Raw genomic sequence first — 16,323 nt, 5'->3', positions numbered from 1 at the left:
AGAGCCTTACTACATTCTATACATAGCAAGGCTCTCTTAAGTTATTATAAATAATAAACACAAGACTAAACTAAACCAATTAAAAATTATTGCTGTTTCTCAAGGGCTAGTTTTGCTCCTTTTTCATAGTATTTCGTCCTCATTTCTTCTGGAACCATGCTTCCACCCGTTCCCCAAACAATATGGATACCTTTACTCATCTTTTCCGTTAAATGATGTTGCTGTAAATATTCAATGCCTTCTTTGCATAATTTACTTGGACCGATCATGCCTGCTAGTGCAGAAGGTTCTAAATGAATTCCCTCTGTATCGACTAGTTCTTTTAGCAACTTGTACAGCTGTTCATCACTAACGGTATAATTACCACTTAAGAAAGGTTCGATCGTTTTACCAACAAACCCGGATGGCCTTCCTACAGCTAGCCCATCCGCGTCTGTTACGTTATCGATCCCAACATCTTGTACAGATACTTTATCATGTAGTCCAGTCATTAAACCGAGTAGCATACATGGTGAGTGCGTTGGTTCTGCAAAGAAACAGTGAACATTGTCTTGATATAATAATTTTAAACCAAAAGCTACACCACCAGGACCACCACCTACTCCACATGGAAGGTAAACAAATAAAGGATGATCTTCATCTATTGTTATCTCTTGCTCTTCTAATTGCTTCTTCAAACGTGATGCTGCTACAGCATATCCTAAAAATAGATCATGAGAATTTTCATCATCGACAAAATAACATGTTGGATCATTACTTGCTTGGATACGTCCTTCCTCTACAGCTTTACTATAATCTGCTTCATATTCAATCACTTTGACGTTTTTGCTTCTAAGTAAGTCTTTTTTCCACTGTTTTGCATCAGATGACATATGGACAGAAACATTAAAACCTAGCTTTGCACTGATGATGCCAATACTAAGTCCTAAATTTCCAGTCGATCCCACTGCAATTGAATAGTGTGAGAAAAATGTTCGAAACCTATCACTATCTAAAATCGAATAATCATCTTGAAGAGTTAACAATTGATGTTGAAAAGCTAATTCTTCTGCATGTTTCAGAATTTCATAAATTCCACCTCTCGCTTTAATAGATCCTGATATAGGAAGATGACTATCACATTTTAAGTATAACTCTCCTAATATAGGTTGCTGATAAGCCTGTTCTAAGGATCTTTTCATGGCCGGAATTCTTACTAATGGTGATTCTATGAGACCATTCATTTCTTTCGTTTCAGGGAAAACCTTGGCAATAAATGGCGCGAACCGTTTCAACCTTTCCTCCGCATCTCTTACATCTTTATGATTAAGGGGAGATTTTTTAATTCCCGTATGGAAATCTACAACATTTGGATTGAGCCAAAACACTTCATCCATCGAAATAAGCTTCTTAAGTAATGGATATTTGTCTTTCCATTTTTGCAATTCTTTGCTTTCAATCTCTTTCATTTGTTTGATCCTCCTAATTTTCGATACAGAAACTACTATATTTATTACTCAACTTTCTCACCCTAGTCACAGTAATACGTACTCGGTCATTTAGTGGGTTCCATCACATATTTCCAATTATATGAAAAACACCTCATTGTTTGGTATAGTGAGATTGGGAAATTAAAAACTATTAAAAATATTTATAGCACTGGATTGACGGCCTTCCAATTTACTTTTAAGGAGTATTTGCCGATTTCACTCAGTGATCGTTGAATTAATGGTAATTAAATATAATTAAATATAATTAAATATTATTTAATAGAGTTTAACACACCTTTCTCATTCTGTTAAACCATTTTTTTAAAACTTAAATTAAAATTTAATAAATCCTTAAGGAGTATCAATGATGGAAAATATAGATATTGGTAAGCAAGTTGAAAAAGCTAGAAAAGCTAAAGGATTGAGTAGTAGGGAATTAGCAAAATTAGCAGATATTACACCTTCAATGTTAAGCCAAATTGAACGTGGTTTGGCTAATCCTTCTATCCAAACCCTAAAGGTATTAGCTAAAACCCTGAATGTTCCAACCTTTAGTTTTTTTCTCGAGCAAACAATTACGAAGGATTTAATTGTTAGGTCTAGTAATCGTAAGAAAATGATCATTGATAATTTATCTTATGAGCTATTGTCACCTGATTTTACAGGTAATTTAGCAACAGCAATTATGAAGGTTCCTTCTAATGTTTCTTCGTCAGAAAAACTCCTAGAACATAAAGGAGAGGAAGTAGCATATATTATGGAAGGGAAAATTAAGCTGTATTTAGATACTGAAGAATATATATTAGAAGCTGGCGATAGTGTAAAAATACCTGCAAATTTGAAACATAAATGGGAAAATATTTTTAATCAAGAAGCAGTTGTATTATTTTCAGTAACCCCGCCTGCATTTTGATGTAAAAAATGTTAAATGAATATTCTCCGAGAATCAGTGTTCCTCTTAAAGAGGGTACATTTCTCTTAAAACTATCGAGTGAACATTTGGTTAAGAATGTTTTTATCCAATCTATTTTTCAACAGCGTTAAAACAGTCACTTTTAAGAAAGTGACTGTTTTTAATTTAGAACTTCTTAAAGCCAAAAATATTGTACATCAACTGGAGATGCGAATTTACTCGTTTTGAGGTATTTGTTGTTTCTTTGCTTGATTGTGATGTGGTGCTACGCTATTTAGGTTCTAATGAAGCAACAAACCAGCTTTCTCATTCAATAATTCCAATTTCTTGAGCCTTCTGGACAGCTTCTTCCTTATTACGCACTCCTAACTTTGTGTATGCCACGGAAGCATAATTTCTGACCGTACCATTCGACAAATATAACCTTGAAGCTATCGTAGTGTATCGGAGTCCCTTTGCTACGAGCTGCAATATTTCTATCTCTCTGGCTGTTAGCTCATAAGCATTTGCTCTTGATTGTGGTGTCACGTCTTGCTTATCAAACTTCTCAAATATTTTGTGAGACATCCCCTGATCAATAAGGGTCCCACCTCTGTGAATAAGTCGGATCGTATTAGCTAGCTCCAACGTTTCAATTGATTTAAGTAAAAAACCATCTGCACCGTTACGAAGTGATTCCAACGCCTGTTCCGTATCTTGAAACGTTGTAAAAATCAATACACGGATATGTGGCCATTGTTGCTTAATCTTTTTGGTCGCTTCGACTCCATCCATGTGCTGCATATCTAAATCCATTAGTACAACGTGGGGTTGAAGGCGCCCGCACAAGTCAATGGCTTGAATTCCATCTTCAGCCAAACCAACTACATTTAAATCTTCATATCCGTCGAGTAGTTTACTTAAACTTTCCCGAACAAATGGCTGGTCGTCGACAATTAACAAACGAATAGGTTCATCTTTTATTTCAGTTTGTCGCGGTATTGTACAGGTAACAAGCATTCCTTCATCTGGCTTTGTATACACAGACAATTGACCTTGCAAATTCATTGCCCGCTCTTTCATCGCATTAATACCAAAGCCTTCCTGCCATTCTACATTTCCCTTTCCATTATCTTGGACTTCCAACCTCGTATATTGTTGTTCAAACTGTAATGAAACTGTAATCTCATTCCCCTGACCATGACGTACTGCATTCGTAAGGGACTCTTGTAAGCAACGAATGAACGCTATCCTCGCTTGCCGAGACAGTTGGTATTCCTCTCCAAATGCTCGAAAGCTTACATTCACACGAGCGTGCTCCTGAAATTCAGCTCCAAGATTTTGTAGAGATTGAGTCAAGGAAAGCGATTGACACGGGGACTCCATTTGATGTAGGTAACCTCTCACGTCCTCAATGCTTTTACGTCCCATTTCAAGTAGAGAATCTAGCCTTTGTAAACCCGTTTCAGTAACAAGCTCGGTACGCAATGTTTCCATACCCAAAATAATCGAAGTATAAGCATGGCCAACTGTATCATGAAGCTCACTAGACAGCCTGCTTCGTTCCTCTGCAATTGTAATGCGTTCGATCTGTGACATATATTGCTCAAGTACCGCATTTTGTTTACTAATCGCTTCATTTTGCTTATGATTGACGATTAATAAATGAAAAGCGAACCCCATTACATAAGCGAGTCCGTAGTAGGTGACCATAATCCAATAGCTATTACTTGGCGCAACCACATAGAAAATTCCAGTTATTATAAATACTGTTGTTGGAGCTGTCCAATAATAGGACAAATGCTTACTATTTGCTGCGATAAGAAACGCCGCTATAAGAAATGCGCTGTAAGCTTCTGGAAATAAAGAGGTTAAATAAATACATAGTCCGCCATATATCAGTATTTCTGTAAACAAGTAATTTTTATAATTGAACAGTAAGGCTACCCACGGAATAGAGAAGGCAACAACCTCCCAAAGAATAACAATCCAAAGTGGTAATGTTAAACCATCCTGAAAATTTAATGTTGCTAGTATAATAGACACACTAGTTAGGAGACGTATTCCCAGCATTATCCAATCATACCAAAACCAATACTTAACCAAATCCAACAAGTCATTTACCCCCTAAGTAGCCTTCCTTCTTATTTCTATATTATAAAATAATCTTTCTTGGATTTTTATACTTTTAAGTTTAGATAATAAACTTCTATCGATTTAGCTGCTTAATCATGCTATATGTATAGCCTCCAATTTTTTTTGCCAAACCATCAACTATTTTAATACTTATGATGGTAATCACTAAACCCATAAACATCACAAGGAGTGACTTGGCAAAAGTATCTACCTGTATGAAAAGGATATTCACGTCGATGTATCGATATAATAGTGGTGCCAACAGAAACAAAAGTGGCATTACATAAAAAATGACCGCACTAATGAGACTCAAAATTCCAATTACAAATTTCTGCATTAACCAAAAGACAGCAGACCAATTGCGACGATTCGTAAGTTCAAACTTCACTTGAGCCCAGTCCGATGTATCCGTATTTATACCACTATTGTAAGAGTCTGTAGAAATATCAGTATAAATTTTCGTTTGTATGCGCTCATATTGGATAAAACGTGTTGTAGTCTGTAGTACGCGTATAACTAATGGAATTCCAACTACGGTAAATGAAAGGGTGAAACTAAATACTAGGGATACCAGGTAAAAACAAAAATAAAACAATCCTGTAACGAAAGTTAGCAATAAAAAATAACCATTTTGGATGAATCTTGATTTCATAAGGTTCATCACTCCTCTCTGTTTAATAACGGCATCATACTGCTTACTTTGTCATACTAACCAGTGTAAAAATGTCATATGACATTTTTAAATGATGCTATAAAGGGGAGAGCAGCCTACTCATCGTTAAAAACAAGATGAATTTATTAATCCTATACAAAACAATCCCATTCTCAGCTCTGCAAGAAGGGATTATTTTGTACTCTTATCTAATATGAGATGGACTTGTTTTTCGGATCTGAAAAATTATATCGAACTGTTCAAGCAATGAAGTATCAAAATATAATGAACCGTTTGGGACAAGTTGTCCCCCTATACTTAGTAACGTCCTCTTTTCTTTAAACCATTTCTTTGCTTGACCTTTAAGGTGACGGTTATCCAACAAAAACATTTCATATGGGACTTTTCCAAGCGTATAATTGGAACTAGTCACATCTTGTGGAATAGTTTCCGTTGCAAGCTTACCTCCGGTGGAAGGATTATATTCGCTGTACAAGGTGAATTTCCCCTCCGTAGTTGTACTACCAATAGCGACATAATTATTGTCTAAACGCTCTTTCAAAAACTGACCCGCTACATTAGGGTATAATTTATCATCAATAATACCTTTGGCGATGTGGATATTGTGTGCCCATACCATCGTTTTACCGCCAAATGTCTCTTGTGCCCACATTGCATGATCCGCCAAGTATTGATCGTGTAGCTTTACTATACTTGGATAATCATTAGGAAGCAGCATTATTGTAAATTTCTCTATTGCATTTGCCGTCTCTTTCACCCAGAGAAACTCGGATGAAACTTGATCTGTGTTCGCTTGTTCATTTTCATCTTTTAGCAATTGGACTACTTTCTCAGCATTTGCCTTAAATTTTTCTTTTATTTCAGGTGCAAGCTGCATGTATTCCTGTACACTTCCAGTAAAAGAAGACAGCTCTTTATAGTTTTCTTCTACTTCTGCACGCAAATCTGGTCGATGTAACTTTACATAATCAATTACTTTATCATAGGCACTTTTGTCCATTGTTTTTAAATCAAGTCCGATAAATTGGATCTTCTTTTTATTGGATGGATCAGCATTATAATCTTTCATCCACTCAATCATGGCTATAATTTCATCAGTAGGATATAACAATTTTAAAAATTCCCTAGGGTCTCCTTTTCCTGTTTGGATATATTCATTTAGCTTTAAGCCGTTCCCCCAATCTTCTTCCATTCCGAAATTCGTAAAACCCATCTCAGTTACCAAATATTTCACAAGGCGAAACTTCATGGTAAATATTTCAGAGCTTCCATGAGTATTCTCTCCTAATCCTACATACTGGGCGCTCCCAATCATGTTCTTAAGTGGTTTCAAATCATCAAATGGTTTTGCTGGTTCGATCGTTTTTAATTGCATTGCCTGTGATTGTATTGATTTAACGATATTATTTTGAATTGGTTGAGCTGAATCTTCGACTGCTATCGTTTGAGCTTTTCCTTCTCCACCGCATCCAGTGACTAATATAGCAGTACTAACCATTGCGCAAAACATCTTTTTCTTATTCATTCTTCTCACCTCAATTGAATTATTTACAAAAGCAAGTTTGATTCATGTACTTGCACGAATCAATTGCCTAATTCAATTGTTATTTATTCAATATCACATTTCCTAGTTACACATTGTCATAAGATTATTTGACACAAGTCATAGGCTAATCATTACACATTTTGGATATGTACAATCAACAGTTGTAATACCAGCAAATATTGGATGTTGTTCATTGAACTTTCCATAAATTAATTAAGTGGAATACTTCGAAAATATTTAGAATCCAAATAAAAAAGAGGCTGATGTACATCATAGCCTCTTTTTTATTTATATATTTTTAAGCCTTAATAGGTTTTTTTACTACTACACGCTCATCGATTTCGCTAACATGAAAATCTTCTTTTGTTGGAATATTTTCATTTTCTAAATTTATCATTTACTTCCAACTCCCAGTTAAAATTTTAACTAACTTTTTGTAAATAAACACACTTTTCACATTTAACTTATACTGTTATGAAAAATTTTAATATAAGTTGTGATACGATTAGTTATAACTCACACTTAATTAAGCTAATTTGATTATTCAACTGTAACTGATTTTGCAAGATTACGTGGTTTATCAACGTCACATCCACGGTGTAAAGCAGCATAATAAGAAATTAATTGTAATGGTACTACAGATAATAATGGAGATAATTCTTCTTGCACCTTAGGTAAGATGAAGCGATCGCCTTCCATATTTAGACCTTCCATTGAAATGATACAAGGATTTGCACCACGAGCTGCTACTTCTTTTACATTTCCACGGATATTTAAGTTTACAGATTCTTGAGTTGCTAAAGCAAATACAGGAGTTCCATCTTCAATTAAAGCAATTGTTCCATGCTTTAACTCTCCACCAGCAAATCCTTCTGCCTGGATGTAAGAGATTTCTTTTAATTTAAGTGCACCTTCTAGGCATACGAAGTAATCAACGTTACGACCAATGAAAAATGCATTTCGAGTAGTTGCTAAATATTCAGAAGCAATTTTCTCTAATTCTTCTTTTTGACCACAAATTGATTCCATCGCATTCGCAACGATTCCAAGCTCTTTTACTAAGTCAAAATTAACTGCTTTTCCTTTTGCTTTTGCTAAGTCATTTGCAACGATTGCTAGTACTGCTAATTGTGCTGTATAAGCTTTAGTAGATGCTACTGCAATTTCTGGACCAGCATGTAAAGGAAGAGTGTAGTTCGCTTCACGTGATAATGTAGAGCCAGGTACGTTAGTAATTGTGATTGCTTTGTGACCTAATTTATTTGTTTGGACTAAAACCGCTCTACTATCGGCAGTTTCACCACTTTGAGAAATATAAATAAATAATGGTTTTTCTGATAGTAATGGCATGTTGTAAGAGAATTCACTAGCAACATGTACTTCTACAGGAACGCCTGCCATTTTTTCAATAAATTGCTTTCCAACAAGACCAGCATGGTAGCTAGTTCCACAAGCAATAATATATAATCTGTCAGCTTCTGCTAGAGCTGCTTTTATCTCATTGTCGATTACAAGCTCGCCATTTTCATTTTGGTACTTTTGGATAATGTTACGAATTACTAATGGTTGCTCATCCGTTTCTTTTAGCATGAAATGAGGATAAGTTCCTTTTTCGATATCGCTAGCATCAATTTCAGCTGTATAAGGAGCGCGTTCTCTAATATTACCGTTAAGGTCCATTAACTGAACATTGTCTTTAGAAACTAAAATAACTTCTTTATCCATTAATTCGATAAATTGATCAGTAATTTGAAGCATTGCCATTGCATCAGAAGCAATAACATTAAACTCTTCCCCAATACCAACAAGTAATGGACTTTTGTTCTTAGCAACATAGATTACATCTTCGTTTTGTTTATCTAATAACGCAATTGCATAAGAACCTTTAAGAAGTTTAAGTGTTTCTCTGAATGCTTCCAGAACAGTTAATCCTTTTTTGATGTTAAGTTCTACTAATTGAACAATTACTTCAGTATCTGTATCACTAGTAAATTCAACATGTTGTAAATAATCGTTTTTTAATTGAACATCATTTTCGATAACGCCATTGTGAACAAGTGTAAAACGTTCTGTAGAACTTTGATGTGGATGCGCATTACGTTTACTTGGAGCACCATGTGTTGCCCATCTAGTATGACCAATCCCAACATGTCCGTCCGCTTTTTTAGGGATCGATTTACGTAATACTGCAATACGACCTTTTTCTTTATAAACTTCTACACCATTGTCTGTTAAAAGAGAAATCCCAGCAGAATCGTATCCACGATACTCTAATTTCTCTAAACCTTTTAACAAAATTTCTTTCGCATTATCATTTCCAATATATCCAACGATTCCACACATAAATAACTATTGCTTAGTAAGTCCTAAAACAAGACATACAAAAATGTATAGGAATGGAACGCTGCTTTCCTAACCGTTTAACTATAATTTTCGATTCCCTCGTCATGTTTAATAATGGTAGAGGACTTACAAGCAATATCCACCTACCTTTCATATTCCGCTCATTAGCGAGTTCATTTTTTTAGTTTTTAAACGGTGTATCAGTTATTTACTTTTGTGCATATGGTCACCCATATGTTTTATGCAAATAATTTCGGTTGTGATACGTCAACCGGGAGTCATCCGCCGAATCTTCGATAAAACTCCACCTCGTCAACTACACTTCTTCGTCCTGTGTAGTTCTGGCGCTTTTTTTAAACTATTTATTGTTTATATACTCCTTTCCTGTTAGGAAAACAATAAACCAACTATACTATATAGTATTAAAAATGGTCAATAAAAATATTTATAGTAAATTAAAGTATAGTCGTTTATATAACAAAAATATGCATAGACTCACACAAAAGTGCTCATCTATGCATAGAAATTTTATTTATTTTTATTCTCCAACTTCTTCTTTTACTACTGCAACAATGCGTTCTACATACATTTTACATTCTGCTTCAGAAGGAGCTTCAGCCATTACACGAATAAGAGGCTCTGTACCAGAAGGACGAACTAGGATACGTCCATTCCCATTCATTTCTTCCTCTACTTCTGCAATGATTGATTTAATACGCTCATTATTTAGCGCTTCATTTTTATCTGTTACACGAACGTTAATTAAAAGCTGAGGATATTTTTTCATTTCACCAGCTAATTGCGATAAAGTTTTTCCTGATTCTTTCAGAATGTTAACTAATTGAATTGCACTCAACATACCATCACCAGTCGTAATATGATCTAAAAAGATGATATGTCCAGATTGCTCACCGCCAAGATTGAAGCCATTTTTTCTCATTTCTTCCATTACATAACGGTCACCAACACCAGTCACAGCGCTTTTCATTCCATTCGTTTCTACAGCTTTGTAAAAGCCTAAGTTACTCATTACAGTTGATACAACAGTATTTTGTTTTAAGCGACCTTTTTCATTTAAATATTTTGCACAAATATACATAATTTGGTCACCATCAACGATCTCACCATTTTCGTCAATTGCAATTAGACGGTCACCATCTCCATCAAATGATAGACCTATATCGGCACCTTTTTCTTTAACAAGTGCTGCAAGTGCCTCCGGATGTGTTGAACCTACACCATCGTTTATATTAAATCCATTTGGATTTGTTCCCATTGTTACAATATCTGCTTCTAAATCAGCAAATAAATAAGGTGCTAGTGAAGATGTTGCTCCATGTGCGCAATCAAGAGCAACTAATAAACCAGAGAAATCCTCATCAACTGTATTTTTTAGGAACTGTAAATACTTTTGACCACCTTCGAAATAATCATTTACTTGGCATAGATCATTTCCAGTTGGTCTTGGTAATTTATCTACTTCTGCATCCATTAGTTCTTCAATCTCTTCTTCTTGCTCATCCAATAATTTGAATCCGTCAGGACCAAAAAACTTAATTCCATTATCAGCAACAGGATTATGTGATGCTGATATCATAACACCCGCTTGCGCTCCAAGAGCCTTTGTTAAATAAGCAACTCCAGGTGTTGAAATGACACCTAATCTCATAACCTCTGCACCAATTGATAGTAATCCTGCGATTAACGCTCCTTCAAGCATATGTCCTGAAACGCGTGTGTCACGACCTACTAAAATTTTAGGTTTAACATTACTTTTCGTTAAAACATAACCACCGCAACGACCAATTTTATATGCTAATTCAGGAGTTAATTCTTTATTTGCAACTCCTCGTACACCATCAGTACCAAAATATTTACCCATCTTAACTCTCCTTCTAATTCGATGACTGTCCAACAGCGTCTGATTTTCCTTCAGTTTGGCCAGACTTTTTATCCGTAATTTCAATTGTTACTGTATCAAGGTCGATGCTATAAGTAACTCCTTTAGGTCCACTTATTGTTAGCGCTACTTCCCGAGTACCTGCATCTAGACCATTAACTTTTGCTGTTACACTTATGTCACTTGCTTTAATTGCATTCAGGTCTGTTTGAAAACCATTAGCAGTAACTACTACTTTCCCCGATGAAGGTTTCACAATCTTATATGAAAATTGATTATCTTCTCCAACTATATTTATTGGGATATTATTAAACTTCTGCTCGTTCTGTTCATCAAAATTTACATCCACATTAATTGTACCTGGATCAATTCTAAATGCACCATTTGGAGTAGGAACATCAATTTCGTAAGTTCCACTTTGATTAATGGATGATAAATCTACTGGAATTACTAAAGGTCCCTTAAATTTATCTAGCCAATCTTTAGGTGCATAAATTTTTACCGACGATACATTGCTCACAAGTCCATTTAGTTTTAATCCATCTGGTAATGTGCCTGTTTGCACTAATTTAATAGGAAAATTAGCACTTTCAGAAACAATTGGGACTGTTACTTCAACTTTTTTAGGAACAGTGCTTAAAGAAAGCTGATTGCCTTTCTTGTTAAATAATTTAACAGGTAAAACCTGACTAAATGTCTGATTAGCATCGGATACATCTATATCAACACTTGCATAAGCAACTTGTGATACCTCTTCAGTTGAGCCCACTATTTTAATTAATCCCGGTTTGACTATTGCATTTTCAGCTTTATAACCATGTTTAATATTTTTTTCATTTAAATAGACAACTTTAACTGAGACTTCTTTTTCAATTTTTTCTTTAATCGTTACTCTAACCGTCCTCGGCTTAATAGTTGCCTTTATTTTATCTGAAATATTTCTTATTTTTAAAGGTACTTCATATGTACCAAGGGCATAAGAAGTTAGATCTAAATATACTTCAAAATCCTTTTTCATTTCAGCCGTTTTTACGATACTATTCGGCCCATCTAATTGCACAGAAACTTTCCTAGGAATACCAGTTACAATTAAGTTGTGCTGATCGTAAATAGGCGTTACTGGTACATCACGTACTAATTCTTTATTATTAACAAACGGTATGTCACCTAGCCCTGATGTATTTGATGACGGTGCTAAATTGACAGACATAAAGAGTAGTAAGGTTACTAATAATGCAATCCCTCTCAATATCCAACGATTATCCATAAAATTATCCATTACGTTTCACCTTCCAATTCCATTTAGATGTAGTGGACTCTTCTGGTGATTTTAGTTCCGAGCTTAATAAATTAACAAGCTCGTCTCTCGATAATTCTCTATATAGATTCCCATTTCTTGCTACTGAAACTGCTCCTGTTTCTTCTGATACTACAATTGTTAAACTATCAGTAACTTCACTTATCCCAACTGCAGCACGATGTCTTGTACCTAATTCCTTCGAGATAAATGCACTCTCAGATAACGGTAAATAACAGGCTGCTGCTGTAATCTTTTCACCTTGTATAATGACTGCTCCGTCATGAAGAGGTGTATTTGGAATAAAGATATTTATCAGTAGTTCAGATGATAGATTCGCATTCATTTGAATACCTGATTCAATATAATCGCCCATACCAGTTTGTCTTTCAAATGAAATAAGGGCACCTATTCTACGTTTAGCCATGTATTCAGTGGCTTTTGCTATATTTTCAACAAGATCATTTCGATCATTAATTCCACTACCTGTTGTTCTAGAGAAGAATCGACCTCTTCCAAGTTGCTCTAATGCTCTCCTTAGCTCTGGTTGGAAGATAATAATAACTGCTAAGAATCCCCATGTTAATGCTTGATCCATTAAAAATTGTAGAGTGTGTAGTCCAAATAAACTACTTAATACTTTAACAACAATAATGATGGTAACACCTTTTAATAACTGGACAGCCTTCGTCCCTTGAATAATAATAATTAATCTATAAATAACAAACCAAACTATTAGTATATCTAATCCATTTTGTAAATACTGTAAAAAATTCATATGTAAAGAAGGCATCTTTTACCCTCCTAATTCTTTATATTAAAACCATATCTTGAGTATTATATCATATTTTTGTAATACACAAAATTTGAGAGTAATTAAATCTATTAACAATTCTTTAACTACTATATGAATAATTATAATTTTAATAAAAGGCTCTTTTAAAAAGAAGGTTGATTTCCGTTACAGGATGCTCGCTTTCTTAAGAGCAGGAACAAGGAAAGGCAGGATTAAGGAGAAAGGAAAGATATAAAAGACTTTAGTATATTTTATTTATTTCCTCTAAGCCTGCTCTTCCTTTATGCTTTCCCTGCCATTCCTGCTCTTTCAGTCTCCCACCTTCCACTCCAATCAATCTCTTTAAATATTCTATACTTTTAGTTCTATAAAAATATTTTTCGAAAAATATCTTTTGTAAAATATCAACAATTAACTTTAATACAGCCTAATAATAAAGCACTATTAAGAAAGACAGTTATTAAACGTTAAGTTTTAATTATTAACAGAGTGTGAATTGCTTTACTCACAGTCCATCTTACCTGCGAGTGGTTTATTCATATATATTTTTTTTATAATCTATTTCATCAATTTAAATTTATTAAGGCAAATAAAAAAAGCTAGCAGTTATGCTAGCTTTTTAAGAAAAAATTATAGTAACTTTTCACCAAGTAATGAGCCAATTAATGCTACAGCAACGATCGCTGTTCTATTTCTTTCATCTAAAATTGGATTTACTTCTACGAATTCAATTGAAGTAATAATGTCAGAATCAGATAACATTTCCATTGCTAAATGACCTTCTCTATAAGTAATTCCACCAGGAACAGGTGTACCAACGCCTGGTACGTGAATTGGATCTAAACCATCAAGGTCTAAAGATAAATGAACACCGTCACAATCTTTTAAATGATCGATCGTTTCTTCCATTACTTTTGTCATTCCTAATTTATCAATTTCGTGCATTGTATATACTTTGATGCCTAACTCTTTAATAATCTCTCTTTCACCTTCATCAAGATCACGAGCACCGATGATGACTACGTTCTCTGGTTTTACTTTAGGGAAATAACCACCGATTTTCGTTAATAACTCGTGTCCATGTCCTAATGAAACAGCTAATGACATGCCATGAATATTACCAGATGGAGAAGTTTCAGCTGTATTTAAATCTCCGTGAGCATCAAACCAAATTAAACCAAGATTATTATAATGCTTTGAAACACCAGCTAAAGTACCAATTGCAATACTATGGTCGCCACCAAGTACTAATGGCATTCTATTTCGTTTAATAACTTCATCTACTTCAACAACAAGCTTTTCACATGTTTCTTTTACAGATTTTAAATTTTTTAAGTTATGTTCAGTATTATCTTCTTGTATAGGTGTACGTTCTACTAAAATATCCCCTAAATCTTCAACATTGTAAGACATACGTTCAATACGCTCATGTAATTGTGCATATCGAATTGCACTTGGTCCCATATCTACTCCACGTCTTGTTTGTCCTAAATCTAAAGGTACGCCAATTATTGAAATTTCTTTTAACATGATTTTTCCCCCATTGTTTAAATTCGCGCAAGAAAACGCTTACTTAACTTGTTAAAAAATAAAAATAAATTTAATTTTTAAAGTTACTAATTATAGTAATAGTTTAAATCTTTTGAAACCGATGGGTCAACTCGACATTTTTTTGTATACATATGCATTTTAGAACTACTTTATTAAATGACTTTAGATAAAAAGCTCGCCAATTGGCGAGCTTTTTATGCGAAAACAGTGGATTCTTACACTATGTTTAATCCCTAAAATTGGCTACTACGTTGAGTTTTCTACATCATTGCAAATTTATAATTCCTTAATGTACAAAAAAAACCTTAGTCGTTTGACTAAGGTTTAACTTTATGTATATTGGTGGAGCCTAGCGGGATCGAACCGCTGACCTCCTGCGTGCAAGGCAGGCGCTCTCCCAGCTGAGCTAAGGCCCCATTATTTTATTTTTTTAAACGAAAATGGAGCGGAAGACGGGGCTCGAACCCGCGACCCCAACCTTGGCAAGGTTGTATTCTACCACTGAACTACTTCCGCATATAAAAAAAAAGAGTGAGCCATGAAGGATTCGAACCTTCGACCCTCTGATTAAAAGTCAGATGCTCTACCTACTGAGCTAATGGCTCGTATTCATTTTAACAAATAAAAAAATGGCTGGGCTACCTGGATTCGAACCAGGGCATGACGGAATCAAAATCCGTTGCCTTACCGCTTGGCTATAGCCCAACAATAAATGGTGGAGGGGGACGGATTCGAACCGCCGAACCCACAGGGAGCGGATTTACAGTCCGCCGCGTTTAGCCACTTCGCTACCCCTCCGGTATTTATTAAATTAGATGGTGGAGGATGACGGGCTCGAACCGCCGACCCCCTGCTTGTAAGGCAGGTGCTCTCCCAGCTGAGCTAATCCTCCATAATATAAGTGGTGACCCGTACGGGATTCGAACCCGTGTTACCGCCGTGAAAGGGCGGTGTCTTAACCACTTGACCAACGGGCCAAAAATGACTTTTCCTAAGCTTCCAACCGGGCTCGAACCGGTGACCTCTTCCTTACCATGGAAGTACTCTGCCTGCTGAGCTATGGAAGCGTTAAAAAATGGCTCCGCAGGTAGGGTTCGAACCTACGACCACTCGGTTAACAGCCGAGTGCTCTACCACTGAGCTACTGCGGAATGATCTTAAACCAAGCGACGTTCTACTCTCACAGGGGGAAACCCCCAACTACCATCGACGCTGAAGAGCTTAACTGCCGTGTTCGGTATGGGAACGGGTGTGACCTCTTCGCTATCATCACTTGATTCAATTTCTTAAGGACATTAATTATTATATCAAAATATCTCTTAAAGTCAATAACTTTTTTGATATTTTTTTATAAAAATTGTACCCTCAAAACTAGATAATATCATTATCAAACTTGTTAGTTAAGTCCTCGACCGATTAGTATCAGTCAGCTCCACGTGTCACCACGCTTCCACCTCTGACCTATCAACCTGATCGTCTCTCAGAGGTCTTACTAGCTTAACGCTATGGGAAATCTCATCTTGAGGGGGGCTTCATGCTTAGATGCTTTCAGCACTTATCCCTTCCACACATAGCTACCCAGCCATGCTCTTGGCAGAACAACTGGTACACCAGCGGTGTGTCCATCCCGGTCCTCTCGTACTAAGGACAGCTCCTCTCAAATTTCCTGCGCCCACGACGGATAGGGACCGAACTGTCTCACGACGTTCTGAACCCAGCT

Annotated in this window: 10 protein-coding genes, 9 tRNA genes and 2 rRNA genes; 1 reads left to right on the top strand and 20 read right to left on the bottom strand. The window is 35.6% G+C overall.

Features of this window, described 5'->3' with window-relative positions; genetic code table 11:
- Positions 1-86: 86 nt before the first annotated feature.
- Positions 87-1,448: a D-serine ammonia-lyase gene (locus B7R67_RS13425; RefSeq protein ID WP_088071228.1), complete on the bottom strand. Its 1,362-nt coding sequence runs from the start codon at positions 1,446-1,448 to the stop codon at positions 87-89.
- Positions 1,449-1,836: 388 nt separating this feature from the next.
- Between B7R67_RS13425 and B7R67_RS13420 the strand changes: the two genes are divergently transcribed.
- Positions 1,837-2,382, top strand: a complete 546-nt coding sequence (locus tag B7R67_RS13420; RefSeq protein ID WP_088071226.1) for a helix-turn-helix domain-containing protein — start codon at positions 1,837-1,839, stop codon at positions 2,380-2,382.
- A 306-nt stretch (positions 2,383-2,688) separates the two neighbouring features.
- On the opposite strand, the gene B7R67_RS13415 is transcribed toward B7R67_RS13420, so the two are convergent.
- The 19 genes from B7R67_RS13415 to B7R67_RS13325 form a co-directional block, all read right to left on the bottom strand.
- On the bottom strand, positions 2,689-4,476 hold the full coding sequence (locus B7R67_RS13415) for a helix-turn-helix transcriptional regulator (protein WP_088071224.1): 1,788 nt from the start codon (positions 4,474-4,476) through the stop codon (positions 2,689-2,691).
- Positions 4,477-4,570: 94 nt separating this feature from the next.
- Complete coding sequence (locus B7R67_RS13410; RefSeq protein WP_088071222.1) at positions 4,571-5,149, bottom strand: sensor domain-containing protein; 579 nt, start codon at positions 5,147-5,149, stop codon at positions 4,571-4,573.
- A gap of 205 nt (positions 5,150-5,354) precedes the next feature.
- A complete protein-coding gene (locus tag B7R67_RS13405) occupies positions 5,355-6,695 on the bottom strand; it encodes an erythromycin esterase family protein (protein ID WP_088071220.1) in 1,341 nt (446 codons plus the stop codon).
- Between the two features lie 561 nt (positions 6,696-7,256).
- The gene (gene glmS / locus B7R67_RS13400) at positions 7,257-9,059 is read right to left on the bottom strand and encodes a glutamine--fructose-6-phosphate transaminase (isomerizing) (RefSeq protein ID WP_088071219.1); all 1,803 of its coding nucleotides are present in this window, start codon (positions 9,057-9,059) and stop codon (positions 7,257-7,259) included.
- A 538-nt stretch (positions 9,060-9,597) separates the two neighbouring features.
- A complete protein-coding gene (gene glmM / locus B7R67_RS13395; protein ID WP_088071217.1) occupies positions 9,598-10,941 on the bottom strand; it encodes a phosphoglucosamine mutase in 1,344 nt (447 codons plus the stop codon).
- 13 nt (positions 10,942-10,954) lie between these two features.
- Positions 10,955-12,238, bottom strand: coding sequence for a CdaR family protein (locus tag B7R67_RS13390; protein WP_088071215.1), 1,284 nt, complete (start codon positions 12,236-12,238; stop codon positions 10,955-10,957).
- On the bottom strand, positions 12,231-13,049 hold the full coding sequence (gene cdaA, locus B7R67_RS13385; RefSeq protein WP_088071213.1) for a diadenylate cyclase CdaA: 819 nt from the start codon (positions 13,047-13,049) through the stop codon (positions 12,231-12,233). Before cdaA ends, B7R67_RS13390 begins: the two co-directional genes overlap by 8 nt.
- A 633-nt stretch (positions 13,050-13,682) precedes the next feature.
- Positions 13,683-14,582: an arginase gene (rocF, locus tag B7R67_RS13380; RefSeq protein ID WP_088071211.1), complete on the bottom strand. Its 900-nt coding sequence runs from the start codon at positions 14,580-14,582 to the stop codon at positions 13,683-13,685.
- A gap of 361 nt (positions 14,583-14,943) precedes the next feature.
- A tRNA-Ala gene (locus B7R67_RS13375) sits at positions 14,944-15,019 on the bottom strand.
- Between the two features lie 25 nt (positions 15,020-15,044).
- A tRNA-Gly gene (locus tag B7R67_RS13370) sits at positions 15,045-15,119 on the bottom strand.
- 16 nt (positions 15,120-15,135) lie between these two features.
- Positions 15,136-15,208 (bottom strand) — tRNA-Lys (locus B7R67_RS13365).
- Positions 15,209-15,233: 25 nt separating this feature from the next.
- A tRNA-Gln gene (locus B7R67_RS13360) sits at positions 15,234-15,308 on the bottom strand.
- 8 nt (positions 15,309-15,316) lie between these two features.
- A tRNA-Tyr gene (locus B7R67_RS13355) sits at positions 15,317-15,401 on the bottom strand.
- Positions 15,402-15,419: 18 nt separating this feature from the next.
- Positions 15,420-15,495 (bottom strand) — tRNA-Val (locus tag B7R67_RS13350).
- A 10-nt stretch (positions 15,496-15,505) separates the two neighbouring features.
- Positions 15,506-15,580, bottom strand: a tRNA-Glu gene (locus B7R67_RS13345).
- A gap of 17 nt (positions 15,581-15,597) precedes the next feature.
- Positions 15,598-15,670: transfer RNA gene (locus B7R67_RS13340), tRNA-Thr, on the bottom strand.
- Between the two features lie 9 nt (positions 15,671-15,679).
- Positions 15,680-15,754 (bottom strand) — tRNA-Asn (locus B7R67_RS13335).
- Positions 15,755-15,764: 10 nt separating this feature from the next.
- A 5S ribosomal RNA gene (gene rrf, locus B7R67_RS13330) occupies positions 15,765-15,880 on the bottom strand.
- Between the two features lie 119 nt (positions 15,881-15,999).
- Positions 16,000-16,323: ribosomal RNA gene (locus B7R67_RS13325) — 23S ribosomal RNA — on the bottom strand; the annotation flags it as partial.

This window comes from Gottfriedia luciferensis (genome assembly GCF_002156865.1).
Classification (GTDB): Bacteria; Bacillota; Bacilli; order Bacillales; family Bacillaceae_G; genus Gottfriedia; species Gottfriedia luciferensis.
This window is presented reverse-complemented; position numbering and strand designations above follow the sequence as displayed.

Bases quoted from the DNA above. Each gene is read 5' to 3' on its own strand.
- B7R67_RS13420 (WP_088071226.1), top strand. From the start codon at position 1,837: ATGGAAAATATAGATATTGGTAAGCAAGTTGAAAAAGCTAGAAAAGCT.
- glmM (WP_088071217.1), bottom strand. From the start codon at position 10,941: ATGGGTAAATATTTTGGTACTGATGGTGTACGAGGAGTTGCAAATAAA.
- B7R67_RS13410 (WP_088071222.1), bottom strand. From the start codon at position 5,149: ATGAAATCAAGATTCATCCAAAATGGTTATTTTTTATTGCTAACTTTC.
- glmS (WP_088071219.1), bottom strand. From the start codon at position 9,059: ATGTGTGGAATCGTTGGATATATTGGAAATGATAATGCGAAAGAAATT.
- B7R67_RS13405 (WP_088071220.1), bottom strand. From the start codon at position 6,695: ATGAATAAGAAAAAGATGTTTTGCGCAATGGTTAGTACTGCTATATTA.
- cdaA (WP_088071213.1), bottom strand. From the start codon at position 13,049: ATGCCTTCTTTACATATGAATTTTTTACAGTATTTACAAAATGGATTA.
- rocF (WP_088071211.1), bottom strand. From the start codon at position 14,582: ATGTTAAAAGAAATTTCAATAATTGGCGTACCTTTAGATTTAGGACAA.
- B7R67_RS13390 (WP_088071215.1), bottom strand. From the start codon at position 12,238: ATGGATAATTTTATGGATAATCGTTGGATATTGAGAGGGATTGCATTA.
- B7R67_RS13425 (WP_088071228.1), bottom strand. From the start codon at position 1,448: ATGAAAGAGATTGAAAGCAAAGAATTGCAAAAATGGAAAGACAAATAT.